Raw genomic sequence first — 18,588 nt, 5'->3', positions numbered from 1 at the left:
GCGGGGCACTTGTCGTCGAGACGGCGGTGTAGATCATCTAGGCGGCATCCTCCGCGCGCATCGCCTTGAGCTCGCTGGTCACGTGGGTCCTGGAGCGAATGCCAGCGACATCGACCCAAGCGCTCACTCTATCGCGCTGAGGCCGCGGAAGGGCACCGCGGCCCATCGGGGCGCGGGGTATCCCGTGCCGTTCCTCAGCCCTTCCAGACGTCGTTGAACCCCGATGCGACGAGGTGGCCCGAATCGGTCATCAGGGCATCAGAGCCGAACACTCGTACGGTAACGTTACGGCCCTAGATCACGGCTGGTGACTCGCGACGCAAGCCACCAGCTATAGGGTGGAGATGACGACTGAGGGGAGAGGGATGGGGCAAAAAGATACTGATCCCGTCATCTACCTCGACTACAACGCCACGGCACCCATCCGTCCTGAAGCGCTAGCAGCGACGACGGCGGCACTTGCCGCTGTCGGAAACGCCTCAAGTGTTCACGCTGCGGGCCGGGATGCCGCCTATGCGGTCGATCAGGCGCGCGAGCGCGTGGCGGCCCTGTTGGGCTGCTCACCAAGCGAGCTGATCTTCACCTCGGGGGCGACGGAGGCCAACAACCTCGCCATCCGTTCGGCCGTGGCACCTGGGCGAAGCCTGGTAGTCAGCGCCGTGGAACATCCGGCGGTGGGTGAAGCGGCAGCCGCGGTAGCCGAGAGCGTCGGCGGCAAGGTGTACACGGTCGGGGTCCACCGTGACGGCACATTGCGAGTCGCTGAGCTGGAGGAAGCTCTGGCGACCTCGCCCGCCCTGGTTTCGGTCATGGCAGCGAACAACGAGACCGGGGTTCTCGCCGATCTCAATCTCGTGGTGCGCCTCGCGCACGAAGTCGGGGCGCTCGTGCACTCGGACGCGTCGCAACTCGTGGGCCGGCTGCCTATCGATCTCCGTGAGCTGCGGCTGGACCTGCTGTCGCTGTCCGGACACAAGTTCGGCGCCCCGCAAGGGGTCGGAGCGCTGTTCGTGCGGCGGACAACGGTGCCTGTGATCCGGCCGCTGGCGTACGGCGGCGGTCATGAACGCGGACGCCGGCCGGGGACGCTCAACGTCCCCGGGATCGCCGGTCTCGGCGCCGCAGCTCAGGCCGCCAGACGCGACCTCGGACACGAAGCCGCCCGGATCAAGACGCTGCGCGACCGCTTCGAGGCCGAGGTGATGACCGCGCTGCCCGGCACACGGCGCAACGGTCACCCCGACCAGCGTCTGCCCGGGGTCACGAGCCTCACCTTCGACGGCCTACCCGCCGACGCGCTCCTGGCCGCCATGCCCCGCCTCGCCGCATCCGAAGGCAGCGCCTGCTCCTCCGGGGCACTCGAACCGAGCCATGTCCTGCTCGCCATGGGCCTGAGCCGCGACGAGGCCGACTGCACGCTCCGATTTTCTCTCGGCCACGCCACCACCGCCGATGACATCGACCGAGCCGTTCGCTGCGTGACCGATGCCGCGCACCTGGTCCGGAACGCCCTGCACCCGAACACCACCACGACTGCCTCCGCGCATACCGGGGGACAGGAAGGAACGCGGAGACACGATGCTTGAAACCAAGCTCAAGGACGTCGCTGAGCCCTCGTTCTCCCGCCACGAGACCTTCCACCCCCGGTTCGGATGGCTCCTCAAGGCGTATACCGCGCTGACCAACCCCGACATCGGCAACGATGTGTTCCTGCGCGACAACGCGACCGTGACGCTGGGCGTCGGCAAGAACATGGTCAACGCCATCCGGTTCTGGTCGTACGCGTTCAAGTTGACCGTCGAGTACCCCAAAGACCCGACCTCGCGGGCGAACGTCGCGTCACCGACCTGGGAGGCGCGCTGGCTGCTCGATGAGAACGGCGCCGACCCGTACCTGGAGGACACCGCGAGCCTCTGGCTGTTGCACTGGTGGCTGCTAGCGAAGCCGTGCTACACCCCGACCTGGTGGGTGGCCTTCCACGCCCAGTCCACCTCCCGGTTCAAGACGGCTGATCTGACCGAGACCACTTTGCGGCACGTTCGGCTGGCCGGCTGGGAACCTCCCGTCGAGGCGTCCGTGGCCAAGGACGCCGACTGCCTCACCAAGATGTACGGCCGCCGGGACGAACAGCCCGCCAAGGGCTCCCGGGTGGGGTTCGAGGACATGCTGGACTCCACCTTCCGGGAACTCGGGCTCCTGGAGCCGATCACCTTCGGCCGCGCCAACTCCGTCGACTCCTGGAAGTTCACCAGCACCGCCCGGACGTCACTGCCGCCGGCCCTGGTCGCTTACGCCTGCCTGGATTACGCGGCACGTGCCGGGGCACAGCAGGGCGGCTCGATAGCCGTGGCCCGCCTGGCGAACGAGCCCGGCGGCCCCGGGAAGGCATTCCGTCTCAGGGAACCGGAGATCGTCAATGCTTTGCAGGAAGTCGCCGCAGCGCACCCGCAGCTCGAGCTGATCGAAGGTATCGGGCAGCGCAGCCTGGGCTTCAACGCCCACCCCAAGGACCTCGCGTGGGACGTCCTGGACAACTACTACGGCGGGGTCCGCGCCCGCGACGGCTTCCCCGACCGAGAGATTTGGTACGCCATGCAGCCGCCCGGCATGCTGCGTGAGATGCGCCGCCGGGGCCGTACCGATCTGCTCGACCAGCCGACCCTCGACCGACTTGCAGGAGCCCTGGTATGACCGCCCCCGGCACGCCGCCGACTAGCAGCCCGCAGGCGCCCGCTGGCATCAGCATCATCAGCAGCCGGCTGCGGTCGACGAACATCGAACGCGACGTCCGCGCCGACCACCTCGGCCCCTTGCACGTCGGTATCCGGGCACAGGATGTGCTGGACCGGGTCACCGCCGCGCTGGAGGACCCGGGACGTACCCGTGCCTGGTCGCTCACCGGACCCTACGGATCCGGCAAATCGACGCTCGCGCTCGTCACGACATCACTGCTCGGCCACGCAGGCAGCCGCCGCAGTGAAGCCGAGAAACTGCTCACCGAAGCGAGTCCCATCCTGGCCCGGCGCCTGACCAGCGCCCGCGACAAGATCGCACCCAACGGGTTCGTCACCTGTGTCACCACCGCACGACGCGAACCGCTGCTCGCCAGCGTCGCCCGCGCACTGCTCGAAGGCGCCTCCCGCACGTGGTCCGACGACATCATGCCGTCAGCGGTGCGACACGCCCTCGAGCCACTCGCCACGACCGGGCTCGGCCACCAGCAGCTTCTGAGCGCGGTGCGCACGTTGTGTGAGCAGGCTCCGGTCCTGCTGGTCATCGACGAGTTCGGCAAGTCGCTGGAGCACCTCGCCGCGCACGGCGACTTCAGCGACGCCAGCAGTGACGTCTTTCTACTGCAGGAACTCGCGGAACTCGGGGCCGGCGCATGCGGCGTACCGCTTTACCTGCTCACCCTGCAGCACCTGTCCTTCGGTGACTACGCGTCCCGTTCGAACACGCTGCTCACGCGCGAATGGGCGAAGATCCAGGGCCGGTTCGAGGACATCCTCATGACAGTCCATCTCGGCGACACCGTCGAGTTGGTCCGCCGCACCCTCGACCACAGCGGCGTCACCGCCAAGGGCCGCAAGCTCATCACCGAACACGCTGCAGCCTCGGCCCGGGCCTGGACCGACCGCGGGCTCGAAGGCATTCTCGCTGCCGACCAGGAGTTCTTCGCCCAGGTCTACCCGCTGCACCCGTTGACTACCGTCGTCGCCCCGCTGCTGGCAGCCCAGATCGGGCAACACGACCGCAGCGTGACGGGCTTCATCGCCAACGACGAACCGCACACGGCACGCCGGTTTCTGGCCAGCTACGCCACCGACAAGCCGACCATGGCCTCCACCATCCGTATCGCGGACGCCTTCGACTTCTTCTTCACCGCTGGCCGCACCACCGTCCTGGCCTCGGCCAACGCGAGTCGATGGATGGAGATCGACAATCGCATCGCGGAGGCACACGGTCTTCCCGAACACGATCAGGTCATCCTCAAAACCGTCGGGATGCTCAACCTGGTAGACGCCTCCGGCGCCTTACGAGCCAGCATGGACACCATCCTGTTCGCGCTGGCCGACCCGACCGCGCTCGATGACACAGCGACCCGGCAGCAGCTAGCGGACCGCGTCGCCAGCCTCGTCGAACGCGGCTTCCTGGTATACCGGCAGTTCAGCGATGAATACCGGGTCTGGCAAGGCAGCGATGTCGACCTCACCGCGCACATTGAGCAACTGATCGACAGCTGCGACGACCACACCGCCGTCAGGCTCATTTCCGACTACCTGCCCCCTGCGGTGGTAGCCGGCAAGCACAGCCAGCGCACCGGCATGCTGCGCTACTTCGTGACGAAAGCGACCGACTCCGGGACTCCCCGTATCGAGGGGCCGTCGGCCGCCAACGCAGAAGACGGTGTGCTGCTGTTTCACTTCGGTACGCACGACACCATCCCGACGGTCCGGACGGAACGCCCTGTCGTGGCAGGCACCACCGAGCATGCCGACAAGGTTCTCCAAGCCGCCCGCTACCTGCACGCCCTGAACGAACTGCCAGCCCACGTCGAACTCGACGGCGTCGCCAGCGCCGAGGTGAAGGAACGTATCGCCCAGGCCAGCGCCGAACTCGCCACCCGCGTCGCCGAGGCTTTCCTGCCCAGCCAATTGGCTCCCAAGTGGTACCTGATGACGGTAACCGCCGGAGCCGCAACCTGGTCCCCTTCCAGCGAACGAGTCAGGGGCCGCAGCCTCGCCGAACTCGTCTCCAAAGCGTGCGACAGCGTGTTCCCCGACGCGCCGCACATCCGTAACGAGATGCTCGGCCGACACAAACTGACCAGCCAGGCAGCCAAAGCCCGCCGCGAGCTCATCACCGCCATGATCAATTCACCGGGCCTGCCCAACCTCGGCATCGAGGGCTACGGGCCGGAACGCGCCATGTACGGCGGCGTCCTGGAATACCTGCGCCTGCACCGCCTCACCCCGGGCCGCCCCGACGAGGCTGGGCACCTGACGTTCGGCTTTTGCGAACCCGAACCGCCCACACCGGCCAAGAAGAACTCGTTGTACCCCGCCTGGACGGCGATGCGCCAACAGATGTACGCCGCCACCGAACAGCCGGTACGCCTCGACGTCGTCTACAGCCTTCTGGAAGCGCCCCCGTACGGGATGCGCCCCGGCGTCATCCCGATCATCGTGCTGACCGCACTCATCATCGGCAGCCAGGAACTCGCCCTCTTCGAGGAAGGGACCTACCAGACCAGGCTCACCGACGCGCTCGCTGAGCGGATGCTCAAAGCGCCGGAACGCTTCGCGGTCAAGGCCATGGGCGTACAGGCCGGCCCCCGCAAGATCGCGGTCGACGAGATCGCACAGGAGATCGGCGCCCGTATGCCGGCAGCACCCCCGGCGAACGCGCGCAACGTGGCACCCCTGGCAATCACCCGCCAGCTGCTCGACCGCGCCCGAACGCTGTCCTCCTACGCCGACCGCACCCAGCAGATCCCCAAGCAAGCCCAGGCGGTACGCCAGGCGCTCAAGACGGCCCGCGAACCGGACGCCCTGCTGTTCACCGACCTTCCCGCCGCGCTCGGCCTCAAGCCGATCCCCGCCGATGGGCCCACCGACGAACAGACCGCACGCCGGTACGCCGCCTCCTTGAGCAAAGCCCTCACCGACATCAGCCGCGCCGACGCCCGTCTTCGCGACCAGGTCGTCAAAGCCATCGCTGCCGCATTCCACCTGCCCACGAACCTCAGCAAGCTACGCGAGCGCCTCGCCGCATACACGCAGCCGCTCGCCGAGGTGAACCTCGTGGAAGCGAAACTGCGCGGCGTCATCATGCTCGCCCAAGACACCGACCTCACCGACGACGAATGGCTCGACCCGTTCGTCGTCCGCATCGTCGGCCGCGGACTGTCCGACTGGCGCGACGGCGACATCACCACGTTCGCCGTCGAGGCCCGCGCGGTCGCGCGCTCCATCGAACGGCTCGCCAGCCTGCACCAGGCGAGCAGCCCACAACCCGCCGACTCCACCTTCGTCTCTCAAACAATCACGCTCACTCAAACCGACGGCCAGGAGTTCCACGCCGTCGTCCACCTCTCCGACGACGAGCGCACGAACGCCCAGGCGCTGCTGCCGGAACTGATCGCCCTGGCCCGCGAGAAGATCGGCGAGAATGGTGAACGGGCCCTGCTCGCCCTGCTCGCCGAAAATGTCATAGCCGAGAGGGACACTGGCAACGACGGCGCATCACGCACGCGAAGGAAACCCACCCGATGACCGCACCACGGCAACGCACTCCCGACGAGACCCGCCACGTCCTCGGCATCTCCGGAGGCAAAGACTCCTCCGCCCTCGCGATCTACATGCGCGGCAAGGTGCCCCAGATGGAGTACTTCTTCTGCGACACCGGCGCCGAACTGCCCGAGACGTACGACTACCTCAATCGCCTCGAATCCGCCCTCGGCAAGCAGATCGTCCGGCTCAACGCCACCCGCGACTTCGACCACTGGCTGCAGATCTACCAGGGCACGCTACCGAGCGCCTCCATGCGGTGGTGCACCAAGAACCTCAAGCTCAAGCCGCTTGAGGAATGGATCGGTGACAGCCCTGCCATCTCGTATGTCGCTATCCGCTCCGACGAGAACCGCCTCGGCTACGTCAGCACTAAGCCCAACATCCAAGCCGTCTTCCCCTTCCGAGAAGACGGCGTCGACCGCGACGGCGTAAACCGTATCCTCGACGAGTCGGGTATCGGCCTTCCGGCCTACTACGAATGGCGCACCCGCTCCGGGTGTTACTTCTGCTTCTTCCAGCGCAAGCACGAATGGGTCGGCCTCGCCGATCGCCACCCCGAACTGTTCGAACGCGCCGTCGAATACGAAGAAAAAGTCAACTACCAGGCGACCGCGATGCAAGGCCGCCAGTACACCTGGTCACAAGGCGAATCACTGCGCGAACTCCTCGACCGGCGCGAAGCCATCGAAGAGCGGCATGCCGCCGCGCTCGCCCGCGCGGCGGCCAAACCACGGCCCAACCTGCCCCTGATCGAGGTTCTCACCGATGCCCTCGACGAGGACAGTGACGAGGCCGGCTGCGCCGTCTGCCACCTCTAAACTAACTGTCAGGGCATACCGCCGCCAGCACCAGCAACACGTCCGGATCCCGCAGCAGCCTGTTGTACGACTGATGCCACCATGACCGGCACGCTGCCGAATCGTCGAAGACACCGACCGCGGCAGCGTGCCGACTCGCCGTATGCACGATCAACGCCACCACGCTCGTGCCGTCGGCCGGCTCGTCCGCCTCAGACAACATTAGGACGGCGTCCTTCGCCAAGTCGACCATGGCCTGCGGATTGCGAAAGGTCCCTGTCGACCGCTGTACCCCGGTAGGGCTAATCATGGTCGCGCCGAATCTTAATTCTTCTCCGAGCGGAGCCTGTAGTACGAACGACAATTCATTGTTGCCCCGTAAATACCCTTTCAAGGGACCCGTCCTCCATGGCTAGTTCCACAGGCAGACAGTGACCCGTGCCTCATGCCGGACAGTCAAGTAAAACAGGCGGCGCCGGGTAAAGGAGCGGGCCAAATTGAGCGGTTGAGGGTCAGGCGACTGAATTCGAGGTCTAAGCAGGGTGCAATAGCATCAGCTGTGCTCCGCGCGTACGCTTCGAATCTCGGCGGGGAGCATGCAAAATCCCCCCATGGACAGCAGTCAGGTGGGTCCCGGTGGTCGGCAGCAAGACTGCGCCACAGGACGAGTCAGGCGGTTCTGGCGCCGGCCTCCTGTGCGCTCAGCAGGGCGGTGACGCGATGGACACTGAGCAAGCGATCCCGCGACACCGCACCGCGATCGCGCGGCCTGACCTGTCGAAGCCGATCGCGCGGGCACTCGCTGACGGGATCATCACGAAGAGCTCCAGCCTCTTCGACTACGGATGCGGTCGGGGCCTTGACGTGACGCGACTGCGGGCCCTCGGGTACGAAGCCGACGGATGGGATCCCTCACATCGCCCTACCGCGCGTATTCGCTCGGCAGACGTCATCAACCTTGGCTACGTCGTGAACGTCATCGAGAATCCGATGGAGAGGGCGCAAACGTTGCGTGCCGCCTGGGAACTCGCCGAGAAGGTCCTGGTCGTTGCGGCCCGGCCGGACTGGGAAGGGCGCACCGTAGCGGGAAAACGCCACGGCGACGGTGTCCTGACCACTCGAGGCACGTTCCAGAAGTTCTTCACCCAAGACGAGCTGCAGAAGTGGATCAAGAGCGAGCTGCAGGTGGAGTGCATCGCTGCTGCGCCCGGGATCTTCTACGTTTTCCGTGACGAAAGCCATGCGCAGTCCTTGCTCGCCTCCCGCACTCGGCGCCGCTCGGTGCCGGTGCATCGGCCGAAGCTGCGCCAGGCCCTGTACGACGCTCACCGCGACGTCATGGAGGAGATACACAGTTTCGCAGCCGACCGGGGGCGGCTACCCGAACTATGGGAGCTCAACGGGAGCGCTGATCGACTCACCACCGCCTCACTCTCGATCAAGCGAGCAGCCGCCGTCCTCCGCCAGGTCATCGGCGGGGAGGACTGGGACCGCGACCTGGAAGCCGCTCAAGACCGAGCCCGGCACGACCTTCTTGTCTACCTTGCACTAGCCGCGTTCACCTGCCGGCCCAAAGCGTCACACCTGCCTCGCGACATCGCCCTCGACATCAGAACGCTCTTCGGCTCCTATAGCGCGGCGTGCGAGCAGGCGGATCAACTGCTGCACAGCGTCGCCGACCAAAGCGCCGTGAACGCGGCCTGCGCACAATCCGAGGTCGGAAAGCTGACGCCCGAAGCCCTCTATGTGCACCAAGCCGCGTCGGAGCAGCTCAGCCCGCTTCTGCGGGTCTACGAGGGCTGCGCGCGCGTGCTGACGGGAAATGTCGTCGACGCCAACATCATCAAGCTGTCACGAACCGGTCCGAAAGTCTCTTACCTTTCCTATCCCGATTTCGATCGGGATCCTCACCCAGCACTCGCCAGCTCGGTGCGCGCGGACCTACGCCGGCTCGACGTGAGATACACAGACTTCCGCGAATCATCGAACCCACCGGTTCTTCACCGGAAGGAGACATTTGTCGCCGATGACTACCCTGAGCGAGATAAGTTCACGCGGCTGACGCGCCAGGAGGAGCGCGCCGGCCTCCTCGAAGACAGTAGTTCTATCGGCACGCGGGAAGGCTGGCGGACACGTCTGGACAACGCCGGCTACCAACTTCGAGGCCACCGACTTATCCGGACCCCACGGCGCCGGCCGGGCTCGGCATCGGCGTAGACGGCGTCAAGATCCGTGAGTACGGACAGCAGGGCCCGAGCCGATGAACGGCCACCGCAACGTCATCAGTCTCTGCTGGCATATGGCGGCACGGATATCTGACGCGGCTGGCATCTGGTGAGCCCGGCCGTGCAGCAAAGCCATGGCGAACGGCGGTCCGTGCCGGAGCGATAATCATGCCAGCATCGGCCACAACCGCTCGACCGCAAGCTCCGCTAGGCGCTGCCCTCGCTGTGTGATATACGCATCAGAAAGGGGTGTGTCATGCTTACCTAGGAAGTCACAGAACGGCAAGTACGAGGCTGACTGCAGAACAGTTTTCGTCTTCGGAGCCAGACCCGGCAGTTGCTGTTGCATATGGCTCACTCGTGCACTCGGATCCGTCTCGGACAACAATGCATAGACACTCTTCTTATACGCCCAGGTCTTGTTCCCGATCAACTCATTAAGATCAGTCGGCATTAGCGTGAGGTTCCCGAGGCGGTCTATGAGGCCCTGCTCGTAGATTTTTAGATCGTACGACGTATCGCCCTGGAGTGGGTTTTGGGGAGCGATATGCTCGACCGAGTAGTGTGAATCCCACACCTCCGGCGTCAGAGCCCGGAAAGATCCCGAAACGCCCCGCTTAACCAGACCGGGCGCGACGTGGTCCTCGACCCGGTCGTCATGGGCACATAGGAGGATAAACTTCGCGAGTTGCTTACTCGTCTGGTACAGCGGTTGCTTCGTCACCTCGGTGACCCAGGCCGCCATGGAGGGAATGTTTCCGCGCACGGACAGGATGTTTCTCAAGGCCGCACGGATCTCCGCCGCCGGGGGCACAGACCCCGACGCGCCGCTGGCACGCCTCGCCATGGCCGGAAGCCCTGTCTCCGAGTGGCCGGTAGCCATCAGTTTGCGATGGACGTCATCGATCCCTCGTGTCGTTGCTCGCGACGTCCGCCAGAGAACCCAGAAGGCAGTCACGGCCCGGAGGACGCTCATGAACTCGTCCCGGCTGTGCAGACTCTGACTGTCAGCCCACACGGAGTAGTAGCGCGCCAACAAGGCTAGAACCACTGTGTGGTTAGTCGACCGCAAGACCTCCAAGCATAAGCGGTCCAGATCGGTGCCTAGCGACATGAGCGGCGATGGGCCGCTACGGGGCCAGGCGTCGCACATAAACGCCGAAACGTCGGCGAGCTGGCCGACGAACTCGCGCGCTGTTGTGATGTGCCCGTTCGGTGGTGCCACCGACTGAAACTCGGAGCGAAGATACCGCCGTTGGTCGAGAAGAGTGCGGGATAGTTTTCGTCCCGTCTCCGCCAGCGCGAACGCTGTGAGCATGTCCGCTATCGACTTCCCGCGGCCGTCCGCTTTCATGGAAGAGGGGAAATAGGATTCAACCCGACTGAACGCCGCCGCAGAGGGCGATGTGCTGTAGTCCGTGTTCCCGCCCTCGCTGCGCACCACCAACGGCTTCAGCGTCTCCAAGGCAGTCAAAGGCTGCCCCGTGGTGTTGAGTGGCTCAAACAACGCGAAGGCGTACTCTTCATCCGGCGCCTTCACGTCGATAACCAGCACCCCGTTCAGGAGGAATGACGCAACGACGAGGAGTCGTGCGGCCGATTTCCGACGGTCATCCAACAGGTCGGGTTGTGCCACAGGGGCTGGACTGGACCCAATAAGCGCCTTCGCCATGCCAATGTCTCGAAGGAAGCGAAGCTCTGTAAGGACATCACAGTCAACATCTGCGCCGTCCTTGCGCAAACTGTCGATGTGGCTGGTGATTACCCGGAGCACCGACTCCAGGTGACGTCGATCGGTGGGTACCTTGATGGCGACATGTTGGTTGTTCTGGTTCCGATAGCGAGTCGCCTCCATCAGTAACCACGCGACATCGCTCTCGTACCTTGCATGGATGGCGTCGTTGCCCCAAACGTCACTCGCCTGGCGAATCAGTCGAGGCTTCATGTTGAATTCGTCTATGCCTGAGTAGGTCTTGAACGCGATGGCGCCAAGTAGTTCGTCACGCCGCTCGCCCAACGTGTTCAACAACCACTCGTCGAGATCCTCTGCAGTGCCGCCGTCGATCTGCTGCTGCAGCCATCGCATGTCGGCGGAGACGAACCTTGACAAGACCACGAACACCGTGAGGAGTGTCGAAAGACGTTGCTGGCCGTCGACTACCTGGAGCACTGTTGTCGGAAGCGCGTCTGGATGCTTCGGCATCACACTTTCTCGGTCGCTGACCATGATGACCGTGCCCAGGAATGTCGATGGCGTCCCCCCGAGGGTGGCCCGTGTGATCCCCTGTTCCAGATCCTCAAACAGTCGATCGATCTCGTCCTCACCCCACGTGAAGTCCCGCTGGTATGCAGGCACGTAGAACCCTTGCCCCGGTTGCAGGATCAACTGGCGAAGCGTAGATGGGTCGGCAGTGAAGGTGCTTGGCATGCGAGAACCTACCCCGATGATGGACTGCGAGCGGCGCGTTTGGCGCCCTCGATGATCGCACGAAGGGCCGCGACATGGCATCGAACGTCCTCTGTGCCGCGGCCTCGTGCTCACCGTCGTCGCTCCAAATGACGAGGCTGCCGCGTCGCCGCCGTCGGCTATCCGTCAGACCAGGGTCTTCGCAAGGACTCTGTTGGCTAACTCGCTGTAGCGGGCGGTTGCTTGACCTTGGCGGCGGCCGTATGTCCTGTATGGAATATGGTGCCCGGATGTGGGCGGCGGATCCAGTAGACACCCCGCCCCTGACACTCTCGTGGCCCACACGCCTGCGGCTTCCCGTTCGGCCGCCCTCGACGGCCTCGGGGAACCTCAGGTCGTTCGGCGGCTGGCTCCATGTCGGACCCTGCTGGTTCACTGGCCGCAAGTGGCTGACGAAAGAAGAGGCGTGGAGTGACCAGGCAGCCGGACGAACCCTCGCGGCAGCACCCGAGCCTGCTGCGGGTCGCCGCGTGGATCCCTGACGTCGACGAGAACCTAGAGCGGTGGGAGGAACTCGAGCAGATTGCGGTGCAGTGGATCGAGGAGCAGGCTGCCGTCGACGGGGTGACCCCGGTGGTGTTCTACAACGCGGCGAAGGCGCACGGGGGCCCCGGCCCGGTCCACCGGCTGGCGAGCCGCTACCGGTTCAGCTATCCGCTCGACCGAAACCGGCCACGTGGCGCTGTGGCGGCGTTCCACCCGGACGCCCGGTCGCTGCGCCAGGCGACTGACCTGGCGCGCGGATCGGCGCTGGTGGTCCTGGAGAGTGCGATGACCCCGCTGGCCGGATGGGCCGCCGGGACCCGGGCAAGGGACTTGTCCGGGGTGTATCCGCAGGTGCCGGCGCTGGACCCCGAGGCGCAGAAGGCCCTCGACCGGGCCGTGTTCTTCGGCGGGCGCAACAACTGGACCGGAAGTCACGAGCGCGAGCACGCCCGCGAGGCCTTGGACGCCGTGCTACGCGGCGGGCTGATCGACGTCAACACTGCCGTGGGGTATGCCCTGGCGCATGACGGGGTCTCGGAGGTGGGCGCGAAGAACCTCCGCAGCAGCCTGGAACGCAAGAGGCGGTAATTCCACCCCGGGGAGACAGAGCAGATGAAAGGTACCGAGCCGGCTTCACGTGCCGAGGCCGACGCGCAGCTGCGTGACGGGGCCGAGCGCCTCGTCCGGGCCCAGCTGATGACCCGGGAGGATCAGGACTTCGCGCGCAGCCAGAAGAGCATGATCGGCCAGACGATGCGGGAGTACGGGGGCCGCTTCCTGTTCGAGCTGGTCCAGAACGGGTACGACGCGCAGCCGCCGGATGGCGGCAGCGGGCGCATCGCGGTGGTGCTGGCGCGCGGCGAGGGCACACACGGCACTCTCTACGTCGCCAACACTGGGCGCGGGATTACCGCCAGCAACGCCCGGCGGATCCGCTCACTCGGGCTGAGCGACAAGCCGATCGGCGAGGGCATCGGCAACAAGGGGGTCGGCTTCAAGAGCGTGCTCCAGATATGCGCGGCTCCAGAGGTCTACAGCACCCTGGACAGCGGAGATCCGGGGTTTTGCTTCCGGTTTGCTACCGAGGACGACGTGCCAGGGCTGGTCGGCGCGGATCCGGTGCTCACTCGGCAGATCATCGAAGAGGTTTCGCTCTACAGCATCACGCTGCCGGCCGAGGAGACGCCCGCTCGGGTGGCGGCGCTGTGGGCTGACGGCTATGCCACCGTCGTGCGGCTGCCGCTCGACGAGGGCGCCGTCGAGGCGGTGGCCGAGCGTCTCGACGAGCTCGAAGCGTCAGAGGTGCCGCTCATGCTGTTCCTGAAGCGGCTGGAACGGGTCACTATACGGAGAGAGGACGGTTCCGCCAGCGAGGAGCGGGTGCTGAGCCGGGTACGCGGCAGCGCGCCGGCGGCGGCCGGTGACTTCACCTGCGACCTTGTGACGTTGGACGGGGACGGCAGATATCTGGTGCTGTCTCGGCGGGTCGATCCGGCCGCCTACCGGCGTGCGGTGCAGGAGGCGATCGACCGGCGCCAGCTCGACCCCAGGTATGCCGAGTCGACGGCGGCGGTCGAAGTCTCGGTCGCGGTGTCGTACACGGCCGCGGACGCGCACGTCGGCCGGTGTTACACCTTCCTGCCGATGGGCCGTAAGGCGCCGTCGCCGTTCGCGGGGCACCTCAACGCGCCGTTCTTCACCGACCTGTCCCGCACAGACATCGATGAGACGAACGGGCTGAACCGGCTGCTGCTCACCTCGGCGGCGGAACTCTGCCTCGATGCGGCTGAGGCGCTCACCGGCTGGCCGGACAACGCCGCTCCCACCGCTGTACTCGATCTTTTGTGCTGGGACGACGACCGTCTGGGGCTGCTCACCTCTCGCGCCGAGGAGCAGGGCCGGCCGCTGGGCGAGCGTCCGCTGCTGCCCGCACAGGCGCCCGGCCGCTGGCTCACACCGGCTGCGGCATGGCGCTGGCCCGTACCCGACACCAGCATGCTGACCGCAGCGTTCGCGACGGCAGCCAGCGGCGCCGAGTTCCTGCGGGAATTGCCGACGCGCCGGCATGCGCGGCTGAGGAGCCTGCTGTCGCGGCTCGGACTTGACGTGACGCCGGAGCCGGAGCGTCTGGCCGGCTGGGTCGAGCAGATGATGGCGGTGATGCAGCGCGACCGCCGGCCGATCAGCGACTGGGACCAGGCCTACGCGGACATCGCGCGCCTCTTCGAGAAGGCGCCCGAGGCGTTGCGTGCGCGGCGCATTCTGCTGACCGACTCGGACGAGCTCGCGCGGTGCGCCGGCCGGCGGACCGGCGAGACATCCGCGAGCCGGGAGGCCGCGCCGTTCTTCCCGCCGACGACCCAGCGGATCGCCGACGAAGACGACGTCGACCCCGGCGCCGACCTGTCGCTGCCGGCAAGCCTGTCCAACCGGCTGTTCTATTTGCACGGCGAGCTGACCTGGCACGTCAACCGGCAACAGACCCCGGCGCGCAAGTTTCTGCAGGAGAACCGGCTTGTGCGCGGCTTCGAGACGCGGGGCATCCTCGAACACATCCGTGCGGTGCTCGCCGACAGCCGGGCGCAGCGGGTCGCCCGGGACGCGCTGACGTTCGTCTTCAACCTGAGCCGCAGCGGTGCCCGCATCAAGACCGACCTGGCTGCCCTGGGCCTGCGACTGCCGACTGCGAGCGGCGTTTGGATGGCCGCCGGGGACTGTCTGTTCTCGTCCGACTGGCCGGGTACCACCGGCAAGGAGTTGTCCGCGATCGCGGCCACTCCAGAGGACCGGTCGGCCGAGCTGTGCGCGCTCGCAGGCCGGTTGCTGGCACCTCCGGCGCAGGTCGTGCGAGCCGGCGACCATGTTGCCGACTGGGTTGCCTTCCTGCGGCGCATCGGCGTTGGCGAGGTGGTGCCGCTCAAGTCTGTATCCGACGGTCGCGGGATCTACGGCAGCAACCTGACCCGCGATCGGCTTTCGGCCGTGCCCGGGCTGCCCGATCCGGTCCGCGACCAGTGGGCGAAGGTCCTGCCGACGACGTCCGCTGCGTGGTATCCGTCCACCCCCTACGTGGTGAAAAGCCCGCTCTGGTGGATGCCGGGACAGGCCGACTGGGAACGGTTGACCGACCGGGTGCGCGTGCACCTGGCACGGCAGATCCTGCGCGGACTCAAGGGCGCCTGGCCGGCCGACGCCTTGGCGACCGTCTGGGAACGCGACCGGTCGGGCGACAAGAACCCGCAACGGCGATGGACGCCGCTCGGTGCGTTCCTGCGTACGGTGGCCTGGTTGCCGACGCAACGACCCGGCCAGAGCGGCGGGGCTTTCGCGACGCAGGCCGAGTGCTGGACGTTTCCGGTTCGCAGTGACGACGTGCCGCCGCGGTTCGCGACGCTGCTCGCAAAGCCGATGCGGGATCTGCTCGACGACGACCCGGTGGCGCTGCGGCGGCTGACCGAGCTGGGTCTGGGCGTGTGGGGCCGGGACGCCGATGCCCCGCGTTTGGTGCGGCACCTGGGCGCGCTCTTTCACGCCGGCGCGGTTACCGAGATGCACGCGGCACAGTTCCACAACACGTACCGGGCGGCGTGGGCGGCCTGCGCCGCCCGTGGCACCGAGGTGGAGCCGTTCCCGCCGGACACCCGGGGCTACCTCGTTGTCGACGTCGGCGGCTCGTCGACAGCCCTGCCGCTCGAGCCGGCCGGTGGCGACCAGGAGCCGCCCGACGTGGTAGTCGCGTCGCGGGACGACGAGCAGAGCCTGCTCCGACTGATGGCCGACTTCGGGTGGCGGGTCCTCGAAGTAGACGCGCATCCCGAGACGGTCACCGCCATCTTGCGCCGCCGCCTCGGCGACCGGGTTTCACGCGCCAGCGGCGTCACGCCGGTCGTGCTGCTGGACGGACACGAGTTCGGCCCGCCAGCCGTCGCCGGCGCCCGACCGATCGTCGGCATCCTGCCGTGGCTGCCGCTGTTCGTGGCGACGCTGCTCGAACACCAACGCAGCCAGTTCAGCCGCCTCGGTCAGCGGGCGTTCGACGACACGCTCGACGCGTTGCGGCGGGTGCGGGTCGCCTTCGCTGGCACGGTCGAGGTGCGCCTCGGCGAGGAAATCCGGCGGCTCCCGGACCGGCTGCACGGGGTGCTGCCGATGCCGCACGCCGCGCATCCCACCCTGATCGTCGAAGGCGCGGAGACGGAGCTGGACAGGGACATGCTGGAGGCGATGGCGGAGCCGCTGGCATACCTCATCGGCCGGCGGGACTACGCCCGCACCCTCCGGTGGGCCGCAGAGCGGACCCGGCGGGTCGGCGTCCCCGTCGCCCAACTCGCCGACGACGACGTGGCCGAGATATGCGACGTCACGGCCGAGGACGTCCGGACGATGGCGCGGCGAATCCAATCTTCCCTGCGACCCTTACTACATAGGCTCCATCCCGTCGTCGCGCATTACCTGGACGCCGAGTCGGCCGCGCCGTTCGACCCCGACTCACCGTCGATGGAAAGCGAGCAGGAGGCCCGAGACCGGCTTACTGCGCTGGCCGACCGACTCGACCACGAGCCGGACGAGCTGTTTGCCACCGCGCTCGACGCTCCGACGCTCGCGGCGCTCCAGCAGCAGCTGAAGATACCGGTACGCGAACTCAACGCCACCCTGTCCGGCATGGGCGGGCGCTATCCGCTCATCGACTACGGCGCGCAGCACTCCGAGGACTTCGCCGACTACGTACGCCACCATCGCGACTCGCTGCTTGACCGGCTGCGCTGGCACCGGTGGGACCGCTTCGCGGCCGGCGACCCCCAGCCGGACTGGCCCCAGCTCCGGCGGGTTGAGTTGCTCGCCCCGGACCCGGAGTGGGGCACCACCGTCGACGTGCTCTCGACCGATCTCATGACGGCGCGCGTCGAGGAAGAACTCACGGCGCGGCTGGGCGAGCAGCCGCCAGACAGCGGCCCCCCTCTGCCCCGCCGCAGCGACTGCGCCAAGGCCAACGCCGAGTTGGTAGATACCGCCGCCGGCAGGCTGGCCAAGCTCGTGCGCGCCTGGCTCGAACGGCACAGCCGCCCGGTCCCCGCGCCGTGGACAGACGAGGCGTCGGCAGGCCCGGCGCTGCGCGCAACGCTCGACTCGGCCGGCGCGCTCGACTTCGCCATGCTGACGCTTCCGGACGTGCTCCGCTGGCTGCAAACTCTCGGCGTCTGGCCGACGGACATGCCCGCGACCGACGACATCGACGTGCTTGGTCTCACCCCCGACGACCTCGACCGCCAGAAAGCCGAGGAGCGGCAGCAACGCGCCGAACGGGAACGGCAGCGGCGGACCGTGAACATCGACGACAAACCATTCGACCTAGACGACGGCTTCACCTCGCTACGCGCGGCTCTCGACAATTCGCTGGACCGAACACCCGCGTTCCTGGCCACTCCACGCAGGTTCACCGGCCTCAAGGAAACCGACGCCCGGTCCGGCCCCGGCGGCCGGATCGCGGGTGGCGGCTTCGGCGGCGGCGGGTTCGCGTCCGAGCTGTCAAGCCTGCAAAAGCTGGGGGTGGGTTTCGCTGGCGAGTGGTTCGCTTATCGATGGCTGGAGCGGCAGTACGGCGCCGACTTCAGCCCGGAGTGCTGGGTGTCGGGATACCGGGAGCGGGTCTACCCCGGCACCGGTGACGACAGCCTGGGCTGGGACTTTGAAGTCCCCGGCCGGCGCGGCACCTGGTACTACGAGGTCAAGACCACCCTCGCCGAGGGCGGTCGAATCGAGCTGGGCGAGACTCAGGTCATCGCGGCGCAGGAGAACGCCCGGAACCGGCGGTGGCGGCTCCTAGTGATCACCAACGTCATGAATGAGAACCGCCAAATCCGTATGCTCCCGAACCCGTTCGACCCGGCGAGCCGCGGCCGGTATCGCTTCGTCGGCCAGGGTCTGCGTCTGGAGTACCGCTGGTCGTGACCATCGGCATCTCTGCGGGCACCCCAGCACCCGCGTGGTGCTCCCACGGTGCTCGGATGTCCGGCACCGGACAAGCACGAACGCAACTATTGCCGTACGGCGCGGCCAGCACAACCTGCCGCCGGTCGGCGTTGCCGAGTGCAGCGCGCGGACCAGCCGAAACGAAAAGCCCTCCGCGTGGACGGAGAGCTTGTAAAACAGCACCAGGTATGAGACTTTGTATCTGGTGGGGAAGGTTCGCCGCCCTTCCTCCTACGGATCAGAAGGTTAGGGGTTCGAGTCCCTTCGGGCGCACAAGATCAAAAGGGGTCTGACCTGCCGGAATGGCAGTCAGGCCCCTTTGCTTTTTCGTCCCTTGTGGTCGGTTGGGT

9 protein-coding genes are annotated in these 18,588 nt (G+C 66.8%); 7 read left to right on the top strand and 2 right to left on the bottom strand.

From position 1 onward, the window contains the following. Nucleotides 1–344: 344 nt before the first annotated feature. The 4 genes from E1258_RS03730 to E1258_RS03715 are packed head-to-tail and all read left to right on the top strand — an operon-like array spanning nt 345 to nt 7,111. On the top strand, nt 345–1,586 hold the full coding sequence (locus tag E1258_RS03730; protein ID WP_132396834.1) for a cysteine desulfurase family protein: 1,242 nt from the start codon (nt 345–347) through the stop codon (nt 1,584–1,586). Next, entirely contained in the window at nt 1,579–2,691 is a 1,113-nt protein-coding gene (locus tag E1258_RS03725; protein ID WP_132396832.1) for a DUF4007 family protein, read from the top strand. The genes E1258_RS03730 and E1258_RS03725 overlap by 8 nt, the downstream gene beginning before the upstream one ends. Then, complete coding sequence (locus tag E1258_RS03720) at nt 2,688–6,275, top strand: ATP-binding protein (RefSeq protein ID WP_132396830.1); 3,588 nt, start codon at nt 2,688–2,690, stop codon at nt 6,273–6,275. Before E1258_RS03725 ends, E1258_RS03720 begins: the two co-directional genes overlap by 4 nt. Then, a complete protein-coding gene (locus tag E1258_RS03715) occupies nt 6,272–7,111 on the top strand; it encodes a phosphoadenosine phosphosulfate reductase family protein (RefSeq protein ID WP_132396828.1) in 840 nt (279 codons plus the stop codon). The genes E1258_RS03720 and E1258_RS03715 overlap by 4 nt, the downstream gene beginning before the upstream one ends. A 1-nt stretch (nt 7,112) precedes the next feature. Here E1258_RS03715 and E1258_RS03710 read toward each other — a convergent pair whose 3' ends face one another. Next, on the bottom strand, nt 7,113–7,334 hold the full coding sequence (locus E1258_RS03710) for a hypothetical protein (protein WP_132396826.1): 222 nt from the start codon (nt 7,332–7,334) through the stop codon (nt 7,113–7,115). A 392-nt stretch (nt 7,335–7,726) separates the two neighbouring features. Here E1258_RS03710 and E1258_RS03705 point away from each other — a divergent pair, with 392 nt between their 5' ends. Next, entirely contained in the window at nt 7,727–9,307 is a 1,581-nt protein-coding gene (locus tag E1258_RS03705) for a DNA phosphorothioation-associated putative methyltransferase (protein ID WP_207919381.1), read from the top strand. Between the two features lie 174 nt (nt 9,308–9,481). Here the strand turns inward: E1258_RS03705 and E1258_RS03700 are convergent, their stop codons facing one another. After that, nucleotides 9,482–11,701, bottom strand: a complete 2,220-nt coding sequence (locus tag E1258_RS03700; protein ID WP_165949621.1) for a DUF262 domain-containing protein — start codon at nt 11,699–11,701, stop codon at nt 9,482–9,484. A 492-nt stretch (nt 11,702–12,193) separates the two neighbouring features. Here E1258_RS03700 and E1258_RS03695 point away from each other — a divergent pair, with 492 nt between their 5' ends. Next, nucleotides 12,194–12,856 carry a hypothetical protein gene (locus E1258_RS03695; protein ID WP_132396822.1) on the top strand — a complete coding sequence of 221 codons (663 nt, stop codon included), beginning with the start codon at nt 12,194–12,196 and terminating at the stop codon, nt 12,854–12,856. A 24-nt stretch (nt 12,857–12,880) separates the two neighbouring features. Then, the gene (locus tag E1258_RS03690; protein ID WP_132396820.1) at nt 12,881–18,217 is read left to right on the top strand and encodes an ATP-binding protein; all 5,337 of its coding nucleotides are present in this window, start codon (nt 12,881–12,883) and stop codon (nt 18,215–18,217) included. Nucleotides 18,218–18,588: the final 371 nt, after the last annotated feature.

This window comes from Micromonospora sp. KC207, assembly GCF_004348615.1.
Lineage (GTDB): Bacteria > Actinomycetota > Actinomycetes > Mycobacteriales > Micromonosporaceae > Micromonospora.
Note: the sequence above shows the minus strand (reverse complement) of the source record. Positions and strands in the feature narration are given on the sequence as shown.